The 11854-nt window shown below is 50.6% G+C and carries 12 protein-coding genes; 3 read left to right on the forward strand and 9 right to left on the reverse strand.

The genetic code is table 11. The annotated features are described in order from the left end of the window. Positions 1-2: 2 nt before the first annotated feature. The 6 genes from efeO to KNQ18_RS06710 form a co-directional block, all read right to left on the reverse strand. A complete protein-coding gene (efeO, locus tag KNQ18_RS06685) occupies positions 3-821 on the reverse strand; it encodes an iron uptake system protein EfeO (protein WP_149427363.1) in 819 nt (272 codons plus the stop codon). A gap of 134 nt (positions 822-955) precedes the next feature. After that, positions 956-2659 (reverse strand): DUF2339 domain-containing protein, encoded by a 1704-nt coding sequence (locus tag KNQ18_RS06690; protein ID WP_215084225.1) that lies wholly within the window; start codon positions 2657-2659, stop codon positions 956-958. A gap of 139 nt (positions 2660-2798) precedes the next feature. Then, complete coding sequence (locus KNQ18_RS06695; RefSeq protein ID WP_058703424.1) at positions 2799-3875, reverse strand: C39 family peptidase; 1077 nt, start codon at positions 3873-3875, stop codon at positions 2799-2801. Between the two features lie 183 nt (positions 3876-4058). Then, positions 4059-5108, reverse strand: a complete 1050-nt coding sequence (locus KNQ18_RS06700) for an oxidoreductase (protein WP_050677930.1) — start codon at positions 5106-5108, stop codon at positions 4059-4061. A 73-nt stretch (positions 5109-5181) separates the two neighbouring features. Continuing rightward, entirely contained in the window at positions 5182-5667 is a 486-nt protein-coding gene (locus KNQ18_RS06705; protein ID WP_064299892.1) for a GNAT family N-acetyltransferase, read from the reverse strand. 222 nt (positions 5668-5889) lie between these two features. After that, positions 5890-6762 carry an SDR family NAD(P)-dependent oxidoreductase gene (locus KNQ18_RS06710; RefSeq protein ID WP_023468304.1) on the reverse strand — a complete coding sequence of 291 codons (873 nt, stop codon included), beginning with the start codon at positions 6760-6762 and terminating at the stop codon, positions 5890-5892. A gap of 160 nt (positions 6763-6922) precedes the next feature. On the opposite strand from KNQ18_RS06710, the gene KNQ18_RS06715 reads away from it, so the two are divergent. Together KNQ18_RS06715 and KNQ18_RS06720 are read left to right on the forward strand one after the other, a co-directional pair. After that, positions 6923-8386 carry a potassium/proton antiporter gene (locus KNQ18_RS06715; RefSeq protein ID WP_215084227.1) on the forward strand — a complete coding sequence of 488 codons (1464 nt, stop codon included), beginning with the start codon at positions 6923-6925 and terminating at the stop codon, positions 8384-8386. 82 nt (positions 8387-8468) lie between these two features. Beyond that, positions 8469-8879 (forward strand): hypothetical protein, encoded by a 411-nt coding sequence (locus KNQ18_RS06720; protein WP_214723189.1) that lies wholly within the window; start codon positions 8469-8471, stop codon positions 8877-8879. A gap of 47 nt (positions 8880-8926) precedes the next feature. On the opposite strand, the gene KNQ18_RS06725 is transcribed toward KNQ18_RS06720, so the two are convergent. After that, entirely contained in the window at positions 8927-10111 is a 1185-nt protein-coding gene (locus tag KNQ18_RS06725) for a hypothetical protein (RefSeq protein ID WP_214723187.1), read from the reverse strand. A 21-nt stretch (positions 10112-10132) separates the two neighbouring features. Continuing rightward, complete coding sequence (locus KNQ18_RS06730; protein WP_029341691.1) at positions 10133-10729, reverse strand: DUF1129 family protein; 597 nt, start codon at positions 10727-10729, stop codon at positions 10133-10135. A 148-nt stretch (positions 10730-10877) separates the two neighbouring features. On the opposite strand from KNQ18_RS06730, the gene KNQ18_RS06735 reads away from it, so the two are divergent. Further along, positions 10878-11024: a hypothetical protein gene (locus KNQ18_RS06735; protein ID WP_023468299.1), complete on the forward strand. Its 147-nt coding sequence runs from the start codon at positions 10878-10880 to the stop codon at positions 11022-11024. A 35-nt stretch (positions 11025-11059) separates the two neighbouring features. Here the strand turns inward: KNQ18_RS06735 and KNQ18_RS06740 are convergent, their stop codons facing one another. Next, positions 11060-11851 (reverse strand): PP2C family serine/threonine-protein phosphatase, encoded by a 792-nt coding sequence (locus tag KNQ18_RS06740; RefSeq protein WP_215084229.1) that lies wholly within the window; start codon positions 11849-11851, stop codon positions 11060-11062. Positions 11852-11854 lie beyond the last annotated feature (3 nt).

Here is an 11854-nt window from a genome sequence, read left to right on the forward strand (position 1 = left end):
GCTTATCCCTCCAGTACGATGCCCATCTTCGAGAGCGGTTCCGCGAGTTCATTGATGGCGACACTCATCTGTTTGACGTCTTGTTTCGAGAGACTCGTATAGAGGACATAGCCGTCACCCTGTTTCTTCGCATCGAGTAACGCGTAGACATCCTTGAAGCGAGCAGCAATTTCTTTTGATAACGCCGCATCTTGTTTTTTCAGCGCCGGGTTCAACAGTTCGTAGATTTTTTCAGCCCCTTCGACGTTTGCCGCGAAGTCATATAAATCAGTATGCGAATAACGGTCTTCTTCCCCTGTCACTTTTGACGTCGAGACTTCGTTCAATAGATCAGTCGCCCCCGTGACGAGTAATTCTGGTGTCACCTCGACCGTCTCGACCTTTGCCCGCAGTAAATGAACGTCCTTCATCAATTGTTTCGCGTATGCTTCATAACCTTTTGTCGTTCCCTTTTCGAATAATCCTTGCTCGATCCGGTGGTAGCCACCCCACTCCGACGCTTTGACGTCGCCTGCTCGCGCATCGATCTTCGGATCAAGGTCACCGAATACTTCCGCGATTGGTTCTGCGCGTTCGTAATACATCCGCGTCGGTGCGTACAACGCTTTCGCTTCTTCAAGCTTTCCCGCTTGTACGGCATCCGTGAACTTTTCCGTCTCGCGGACGAACGTATCGATTTCGTTGATCGCATACGTCCGGTAATCCGTGACGACCTGGTCAAAATTCGTCTTTTTCGGTGCTGGTGTCTCCGCTTGTTTCGCTTCACTGCAACCTGCTAAAACGACGGCGAGCGCCCCTGTCATCAATAATACTTGTTTCATGTATAGTTCCCCCTGTTACTAATTAAGTCAGTTCCTTAAATAGTATAGACGACAATGATAATCGTTATCAATAAAAATTTTTAAGCAATTAAAAACGCTTGAACCGGTTCATTTCAACCGATTCAAGCGCTGTGTCAGGCTTGTTCTTTGCGTTTTTTGAAGTACGTCCGTGAAATGATGAACGTGACGATTCCGAAGCCAATGAAGACGAATGCTTTTTGGAATAAGCTCAGGAACGACAAATCGAATAGTAAAAGCTTGACGGCACTGATGGTCAGTAGCAACAACCCGGATAATCGCCACGTCGACGACGTCCGCATCCGACCAATCGCGACAAGGACGAGTGCGAGGACGATATAGGCCGCGGACAACGTCGTACTACGCGCCGTCTCTTCAAGACCGCGGTAAAATGGTAACTCCATGATGATCAACGTGTATGTCGTAAAGACACCGATTGCAGCTAAGACGAGGACAAGTTGCCATGACCCTTTCCAAACCGGATCACGATGTGTCTGAACGAGGAGCAAGACGAATGCCGTCGAAGCAATGACCATCGCGAGCACCGTCAACGCATACGACAGCCCTATGCTTTGATAAGATTCATAATCAACGACGGCTGAAAAGATAAAGACGACATACAACCCGACGTTAAACAACCGTTGATGCGGCATCCGCGCCCATGGAACGAACCAAAATGCAGCAATCAACCCGGCAATCAAGAAGTAGCGCAGTTGATACGTCCAGCTGAGGGCATCTGCCGGAATCAAGAGGACAGCGACGAGTAAGGCGACGTGACCGACGCCGTTTTGAGCCGGATCCTTTAATCGATCCGCAAGCACGTAGGCAATTCCGGCGAACAGAATCGCTACAAGCGTCCCGAACGACCAATCGAGGATCAGTAACGTCAGTAAGACGACAATCCCGGCAAGCCAGCTTGGCACGTTTGGCTGAAACTGGATGCGTCGTCCGACGAACGATGTCGCACCGTAACCGAAGAATGTCGCAAGTAAGAGAGACCATTCATCAAGTCGTGGTACCTGTTCATCAAGCCAGTAGAGCTCTAACGAGAGTAGGCCGAACGCGAGTGCGATCGTAAAGATCACCCAAGCGAAGACGAACGCTTTTTTGGCCTTCAGTCGGTCAACCGCAAAGAAGATCGCTGCGAACAGGACGACTTCGTACAATAAGAAGAGCGGTAAGTTCGGGTCGTCCGATAATTGTAGATACGGTAATAAGAAACCGGTGATGGATACGAGGACGAGCAAGGCTTGCGATCGCATCCAGAGCATCAAACCGTACGCGATGAAGACGACGACGAGCTCAAGTAAGAAGGCTAAAGACGGTGGATAGAATTGATATAAGGCCATCCCGGCGAACAGTGCCGCCAAGGCGACGATCGTACCGGTCGCGACGAGTCCGACCCCGAGCTCACGTCGTTTCTTCTCATACTGGTATTCTCCAAGGGCGATGACGAGTAGACCGATCAATACCCCACTTCCGATGCGGACAGGCGGACTGATCAGACCGGCAACCGAGGCGTAGGAGAACAGAAACAAGGCTCCGAGTGCAGCGAATATCGCTCCAATCCGGGGTAACCAGACGGTCGCGATGACCTGTTCCCATTCTTCGCGGGAGCGTTTTTCCTTAAATGTTGGTGGAGGAACAACCGGTTTTCGTTTCGTATAAGCGGGACGCGGTGCTGGGCGAGCGACCGTACTTACGTCTGGTTTGCTCGATTCAGGTGCGACAGGCGAAGTGTGCTGTCCTTCAAGGGCAGCTACTCGTTGTCGTAACGCCGCGACCTCCTGCTCGAGACGCGTGATCCGTGGATCTTCCATCTCTTCACTTCCTTTCATGGATACATTGTCATTCTTTTACACACCTAGCAGGTGAACTCCTTCATTTTACAGTAGATTTCGTATCGATATGCCTGAAAATGACAAAAATCCGGTCGCGTGGGAGCGACCGGATGAGGGTTTAACGAACAGATAACGCATATTGTCCCGTTTGATTGAAAACGGATGTGAACTGCGAGCGACTGACACTGTACTTGCCGCGGTATGGGTCCGAGACGTAGAACGAACCGCTTGAGACACCTGTCACGAGCATGACGTGATAGTTCCGGTAACCAGTAAATGTTTTACCGTCCGGTTTGATCCAAGAGAAGTAGCCATATGGATTCTTGAAATCGACCGTTGCCCAGACGATGACCGGGTTACCGCTACGAATCTCACTCTCAATTTTCGAGACGCCTTGTTTCGAGATATCAACGGCACCACTGCGGTATTTTTTCGCAAGTGGTAGGATCCCTTTCGGATAGATGCCCCAGTTCTTGTAGTAATCGAGCGTTCCGGCTGGATTCCCCGTGAACATTTTTTCTGGATCTGCCCAGTAATACTTTCCGTTCTTATACGTCGCGTTCTTCATGCTTTTCGGCATTTGATTATAGAGTGACGCAGCAGAGACGGCTTTTTTCTTGTATTCGAGTGCCATCTTCAACGAGACGAACTCACAACCAGATGGATACCCGAGTGAATATTGGTTGTAGTACGGAACATTTAACTTTTTCGTCGTCGTCGATGGTTTTGACTTCGAAACGTATTGCGTCGAGATATAGCGGTAGCTTCCCTTGTAGAGAATCCGTGTCCAGCTCCCTGACGTGCCGTATGTCGCAACGGCAACCCCTTTATTCAGCTGTCCTACGACTTTATACTTCGTTCCAGCACCCGTCCGGACGTTGAGTGTGCCGACCGTCGTATACTTCGTTCCCGTCGACGTATATTTCGACGAGGACGATTTGACGTAGTTCTTGTGTATGTAGCCTGTGCGGGATTTGTAGCTGATTTTATACCAGCTGCCGGACGTTCCCTTTGATGTGTAGACGTTCCCTTTGTAGACGTTACCGAGAATCTTACTCGATGTCGACGGTTTCTCGCGGACGCGCAAGACATCCGTCGTCACGGTCAACTTCGTCGCGGCCTCAGCGATCAACGAAGGGCTGAGTACCCCAACGATGACAGCCGCTACGAGCAATGCGGATAAGAATCGTTTCATGATAGACCCCCTATGTTTTGATTTGGTGAGACATTCCCTTATTCCCAACTTTTTGAAAAAATAATCAACATTTCTTTAGAAAAATCTGAAAAATAAGGAATGCACCTGTTCTTTATATCAAAAAAACCCGACCATGCCTATGGGCACAGTCGAGTTGTCATCAACCTGCAATCAAATTAAAATTTAATTTTGGATCGTCAAGATATAAGGTGACGGTTGCGCAAAAGCTTGTTCGAGCAGGTGGGCAACAAACAAGGTATCCTCTTCTTTCACCGGAAGCGGTGCATCTTCGACGATACTGCGGTAAAAGGCGCGATACATTTTACCGTAATCACCAACAGGACTCGGGATTCGGACGTCTTGCAGATGACCGTGTTCATCGTGATAGATCAAACGCCCATAATCGTCTTCTGAATCCTCACCGAACCCCTCTTCTCCCGGGAAGTAGTTCGCTTTCAGGTCGAGCTCTTGCCGGTCGACGTGTTGTTTGATGAACGTCCCGTTCGTGCCGTGTAACATCCACCGGGGTGCCGGGGCAAGTGCGACATGACTCGTCCGGACGCTGACCTTGAGCTCCGGATAATAGAGATCAATCGCAAACGCGTCGTCTGGATTATGCGGCAGTCGAACACTTCGTACGTCAAAGGCGACCTTGTCCGGTTTTCCGAACAAAGCGATGATTTGATCGAGCGTATGGACGCCGAGTCCGTAAAGCGCACCGTTCTCGTGACGCGCATCAGCTGACGCCGCTTCCGGGCGGAATAGATCAAATTGCGAGACGACCTCGACGAGACGACCAAGTTTCCCGGAACGGATGATTTGCGCGACGACTTGGAAGTCGCTGTCGTAACGTCGGTTTTGATAGGCGAGAATCTTGACGCCTTGCGCATGTGCTTCTGCAAATAGACGCTTCGTCTCCTCTTCCGTCACCGTAAATGGTTTTTCGACGAGAACGTGCTTTTGATGTTGCAGCGCGAGCAACGCGTATTCGAAATGTGTCGCCGGTGGTGTATTGATGACGACGACATCAAGTGCCGGGTCAGCGAGCATTTCGGACAGATCCGTCGTAAAACGGGCATCCGGCAGTCGATCCTGATAGGATGCGAACAGCTCCGGTTTTTCCTTCCGATTGTAAATCCAGGTGACGTGATAGTTGTCCTCGATCATCACGTACGGTAAATGGTAACGGGTCGTACTTTTGCCAAAGCCGATGAAGCCGATATTCAATCGCATCCGATCACTCCTTGAACCGTTCTTTTTCTATTACCATACCAAACGAAACGACCGTTGTCTTGATTGAACCGCTTCAGGCTGTCGCTTCGATGCGTTCATACTCATAAATCGAGAAGCCGTCCCGTGTTCCTTGATAGACGAATCCGAAGGACGTGTAATATGCATTGAGAAACTCGTTTGAAGCGACACAATCGAGTCGTAGGATTTCTCCTTCATCCTCTGTCACAGCAATCGCGTGTTCCAGCAATTTCCGACCGACCCCGCGTCCTTTGGCGCGGTCGCTGACGACGATTCTATGGATATACAGACCTTCTACATCATCCCACAAGGATTGATCCCATTCGAGCGAAGGAAGCAGGGCAACGGAACCAAGCAGCTCGTTCTGATCCTCAAAGACATACAGGCGGCCGGCTTCTAAATCTCGCGCGACGAGTTGTTCGATGTCTTGCTCCAGATAAGCAGACCACTGGCTACTGCCACTGGCTTTGAGGGAGAGCGCTTTTTGCTCAAGTAGGGTTGCGATGTTTCGAACGTCTTTTGATGTAGCTTGTCGTATCATGTTATTCCTCCTGTTACAAAAAAAATCTTCTCTATCCTAACGAATGTACAGCGAGAAGAAAACCTTTTTGCTTCAAGATTTCACGTTTGCCCATTATTTTGTGATTTTTTTCATATTCCACAATTTTATTTCAATGTAACGTATCCTTTAGGAGTGATCTGACCCCCAGTCGTCACAACGGATAAACGACCGGCTTCCCACGAGCCGGTCGTTTTTTGTCGTTCAGGCGAGTTCAACCCAGCGACGCGACAGATTCCGTGCTTGCGCCCGGTACTCGTCGTCTTCGACGATCGGATTACTGAGTCGTGGAGCGGAATCTGCATAGTAGCCGCCGTTATCGAGCGGATCGTCGGTCGTTGCGAGATAGAGTGCCGTCTTCGCGCCGTATTCTGGTGTATAGAGTTTTCCGGTCCAGTATCCGACTTGCGCGACCGGTTTGAGTAACGTCTTCATCACTTTGCCGTACTTGCCGCGATAGAACAGATCCGTATTGACGATCCCCGGGTGGACGCTGACGAACGTGATCCGGTCGCCGTGCTTTTCAGCCAGTTCACGCATATGAATCATTTGCAGGAGCTTTGATTCGCGGTAGGAACGCATCGGGCTATAGTGTTCTTTTTTGACGTGGGCGATCGCTTCGAGTTCGACGTCGGTCCGAATTAAGCCGCCTTCACCTGCGAGCGACGAAATCGAGATGACACGCGGATCGTTCCCTTTCTCAAGTAACGGCAATAAGCGCTCGATCAAATAGAAATGACTCAAGTAGTTGACCTGGAATTGTGATTCGAAGCCGTCCTTCGTGACATGATACGGCGGTACCATGACACCGGCGTTTAAAATTAAGCGGTCGATCCGACCGACTAAATCAAACAGACGATCCGCGAAGCGACGGACGGAGTCCAGTTGATCGAGTTGAACGATCTCGATTTCCAGGTGCGTATGCGATACACCATGTTCCCGCAGTAGTTGCACGAGTGCCGTCGCTTTTTTCTGCGAACGGACGGTAGCGATGACCCGATCTCCCCGCTCCAATAATTCTTGAATCGTGACCATCCCCATGCCGGAGTTGGCACCCGTGACGATACAGATGTTCATCCCTTTTCCTCCTTGTGTTCCGTATTGAACGCATATAGTTCTGCTTCTAGTTTTCCTTTTTCTTTTCGTTTGTACACCTCGTTTTGACGTTATTTTTCGAAATTTTCAAAAAGTAACGTATACTAAAAGGAGAACATGTTATCACGAAAGAGGTGGTCGGATGGAAGAAGGGACGATCTTATTCGTCGCAGGAACGTTACTATTGATTGCGATCATCACGACGAAGTTTGCCGTCCGGTTAAATGTACCGACGTTGATCCTGTTCGTCGTCGTCGGGATCGTGGCAGGGTCAGATGTCACAGGAATCATCAACTTTGGTGATTTCGAGCAAGCTCGTCTTTTTGGGACGATGGCGCTCGTTCTGATTCTGTTTGACGGTGGCTTGCATACGAAATGGGTACACTTCCGGAAAATTCTCCCCGCTGCCCTGTCGCTTGCGACCGTCGGGGTCCTTGCAACGACCGGGATCATTGCCATCGTTGCTTATCTATTACTTGATTTTTCTTGGCCGGTCGCGTTATTGATCGGCGCGCTCGTCGGCTCGACTGATGCGGCTGCTGTTTTTTCCCTGCTCAGTGGACGACCGGTCGATGCCAAAGTCAAACATACGCTCGAAGCGGAGTCCGGAACGAATGATCCGATGGCCGTCTTCCTGACGATCTTGTTCACATCGTTTGCGTTAGCGCCGGAATCGTTCTCGATCGGTGCGGGTATTCTGTCCTTCATCTACGAGATGGGACTCGGGACGCTAGTTGGTCTTGCGATCGGGTATCTCGTCACGCAACTGCTGAACCGGATTGAGTTGCCATCGTCCGCCCTTTATCCGACGCTTCTGTTCAGCGGTGCTCTCTTCTCGTATGGTCTCGCGACGATTTTGCACGCCAGTGGGTTTCTCGCTGTCTATTTGACCGGGATCTGGATCAACAATCATGACATGATCTACCGCGAGACGCTCAAACGATTCAGTGGCAGCTTGTCGCATTTAGCAGAGATCGGCATGTTCATCATGCTCGGACTGCTCGTCTTCCCGAAACAATTGCTCGATCCCCGGACTTTGTTCGTCTCGGCCGTCATCGTCCTGACGTTAATCCTGCTCGCTCGTCCACTTGCCGTCGTCTTGTCGCTGCTTCCGTTTCGGTACACGGTCAAAGAACAGAGTGTCATCACGGCAGCTGGTCTACGTGGAGCCGTTCCGATCATTCTCGCGACCTATCCGCTTTCAAGTGGTCTTGCGGAAGCGCCGCTTCTTTTCAATATCGTCTTCTTCACCGTTATGACGTCTGCTCTTTTGCAAGGAACGGCCTTGCCGTGGATCGTCCGGCGGATGGGGCTTGAGACACAGCGCGACACGACGGTCGAACCATTTCTGAAATTCATGACCGTCACCCATCCGCAAGCGGAGATCATCGAGGTCAGGGTCTCGACAAACAGTGTGATTGCCGGAAGAACGTTACAGGATATCGAGATGCCCCAAGATGTGCTCGTCGTTGCGATCATTCGTGAAGATGAAATCCTGACGCCACGTGGTCAGACACGTGTCCTCGTAGACGATCAACTGTTGATTTTAACACCTAAACAAGCGGATCAGGACGTTCGACGGTTGATCGCGTCACTCGGAATATAGATCATTTGACACATCCTCCAGTAGGGTGTGTTTTTTGATGTAGATTGGTATACTCAAAAAGGAAAATAAAGGAGGAACCTTGATGTTGAAACGATTACTTGCCGTCATCTTGACTACCACGCTCGTTTGCACCGTCCTAGCATACATATCCTATACACCGCTCCGAGATCGGACATCGGATACGATGTATGATTCATTCGGTTCAACATTTTTGTCATACGTCTTATTCGCCTTGCCGATCATCTTGCTGTCCGGCTTCTTACTCGACTTCCTTATCGGCATGATCATCAACCGGTCATCGACGACATTAGCGTATGTGCCGACAGTCTTCGGTTACGGAGTGTACGGTATAGTGATTGCGAGTCTTCTCATCGTATTGACGACGAAGGACGCATTTGATCTGCCACTTTCTTTTACAATCGCTGCTCTGACAGCAATGATCTATTACAGTCTGTCCGTCGTCTTTAATCGATTGTCACAGCACGCGCACTAAAAAAACGAACAGGCACGTCTGCTTACTCGCGGACGTGCCTGTTCGTGTTATTCTGCTTCCGTTCGTTCAATCGTGATGACACCCGGTGGACGATGCGGGAAGGTCAACGTCAGACCGGCAAAGCGACAAATATCATCTTCGTTCGGTGCCCGGTGCACCCACTCGATCGTCTCTTGCCTTGCTAGCGCGTGGCGGATCCGGTTATCGGCTTGTGTACGCGAGATGCCGCGGCAATCGACGTTCGTGATATACGTTGCTTCGTCCGACTCGATCTGTTGCCAAATCCCGAGGATCAGTTGACCAATCGGACTGACAGATTGACCATCCGGTTCTTCACTGCTGACGGCATCATCGAGCATTTCGATGACAGCGTCACAAGTCTCACCGGAAGCAAGCAATCGCGTCGATCCTTGTTGTAGAATCCGGTATCGCGTCACGCCGTTCTCGAGCCACAAGCGCTGTGCGAATGGATTGACCGGAACACCGTGGAAAAATGTCTGCGTCCCGCGCCAAGCAAAACCAAATGATGGATCGTACGCCCGAATCGTCGCCATGGCGCGATCATGGAACTTAGTGATCGTCTGTCGTTCTGTTTCCAGTAAGGTCCGGATCGCGTTATCGTCTTCTAACGATACCGACTTTGGTGTCACGGTGAATAATTCCGACTCCGGTAAGCGGTGTGGGGACAAAATCGTTCCGTCGAAACGATAATCGTTCGCCGGACGTCCAGTACGCCCGACAGATAAGCGCCACGTCCGTTCTTCCGGCATGAAGGCATAACTTTGATGGGCAAAAGGTGGTGCGACGAACAGTCCCGGAAACGGATCGAATGTGTCGACTCGCAGGACGTCACCGTCATACCAGCACTCTTCGATCAGACGGACGAGCCGTCCGACGGGTGCATTACGGTCCGTCAGGTAACGACCGGTATTCGCATGAAATCCGAGCAGGAACTCGCGCTCTTCTTCCTGAAAGGTCACCATCAAGAGTTGGAACAACGACGCAATCTGCTGCTCGACGAGTTGTGGCTCCTCCTCCGTCTCTGCTTCAAAGGCGACCATCTTCCAGCCGGACCGCTCATACAGATGGATTGTCACCGGAAAGAACAGGAAGGCACCATGTGTCGCTTCGAGCTTGACCATATCTTGCGATGCTAATCGTTCTGTCAGTAGGGAAAAGCCCATTCGTTCGAAATGATCTTGCAGCCGTCGTTTCCAATGTGTGAACTCCACGCAATCCTCTCCTCTCGCGAATTATGCGCCGCGCTTTCGTAACGGATTCTTTGACCAGTAGATGTAGAGACCAACGAGTCCCGCGATGCCGATGATATAAGACGGCGTTCCGCTGACTTGAATCAAGACGTCTGGTGCCGGGAAGACCGTCACGAGCAGTGCCTTGTAGGTTGAAAACAAAATGAAGCTGATGACGAATTGAATCCACACCCGCGGTTTGACTTGTTTAAGCTTCGGTGCCGTGATGACTTGTGACATCGCATCGATCAAGAATAGAGCGATGATCGAGAAGAATAAGTAGTCAATCAAAGCGAATTGGAACAATCCATCGATCCCTTCGATGAAGATGAACATCAGGATCGACGAGACATAGTTTCGCGTCCAGCGTTTTTGTGTCTCCATCCGGTGTCGTTGTGGTAATTCAGCGATCATCTGATCGAGGCGTGCTTCGACCGATAGACCGTGAATCTCTTCGAACGGTCGTTGTTTCCGCTGGGCTTCATAGATATCTGCCCGCAGACGGTCTTCAATCTCCGTCCGGTCCGGTTCTGCGACATTCAGATTCAAGCGTGGTAAAACGGTTTCTAATAGACGTGTGTTGGCTTTCGTTAATTTCAATCGATTTCCCCCTTTTTCATGTTTAAGTATACTGGGTTTTTGGGAAAAATACGTAGTGGAAGTAAAAGATTGCTTGACGAAACGATGAAGAATGTTCAGAATTATTAAAATATAGTGTCGGAATCAGACAGAAAGGACGTGTCGGACCATGCGTCAAACATTGACGAGCGCCGCCTTGATCACCTTGCTGACAAGTGCGGGCATCGCCTTCCCGTTGGCTGAAGCGAAGCCACCTGTGGACCAAGAACCGGTCGAACTCGATCAGCAACAGGAACAAACGCCTGAAACAGAATAACAATAACCCGCGCTCAAGCAGGAGCGCGGGTTATTTCATGTATCACTAGGTTGGGTGACGCGTTCGTCAATCGTTACGGTCCATGTAACGACCGTCGTACTGTCACGAACACCCTGTGCCTCGATCGTCGAGAGAAGTTCTTTGACACCACCTGATCGTAAAGTGTCCTCGATCTGCATCGCGTCAGCATATGGGGTTCCCGGGCACTCAAGCAAACCATCCGTCGTCACGAACAACTGATTCTCGCCTTGACGCAATTCGCGGATCCCACGCGCGTAACTCGGGACCGGTAACGCAAACGTGTTCGCGCGTCCAATCCATTCATAGAACTGCCGCTCATTCAAGGCGGCTTGTCCCATCTTCATCAGCTCCGGGTGAAACAGATACAAGACGACGTCACCGACCGAGAACCACCAGATGAAACGCCCTTTCCGGACGGCAATCAGACACGCTGTTTCCCCTTGCAACGTCGCACACGCCGCTAAAAAGTCCGGATCTTGAAATAGATCCAGCACGGTCGTCTCGATTCGTTGGAATGCGTCCGTAAGTGGGGCATCAAGATCAGTCCGAATGCGCGACTCGTGTTGTGCTAACTGCTGTAAGACAAGTACTGCACTATCCGCTGTCTTATGAGCGTCTAAGACGACGGTCATCTCCCAATCGTCGCCGATCAAGATGGCAGCCCCGTCTTCGTTTTTATATTGACCGCTTCTTGAGCAGCCTCCGAATCGACCGAGCGTCACCCGACCAATCTGGTCAATCTGCTTCGTGTCAACGAATGGTTCGTCGGATCCGACCCAGTAGTAGGATGATTGTGTCGTCTGCATGCA

The sequence above is a fragment of the Exiguobacterium sp. s78 genome (genome assembly GCF_018618985.1).
GTDB classification, from domain to species: Bacteria; Bacillota; Bacilli; order Exiguobacteriales; family Exiguobacteriaceae; genus Exiguobacterium_A; species Exiguobacterium_A abrahamii.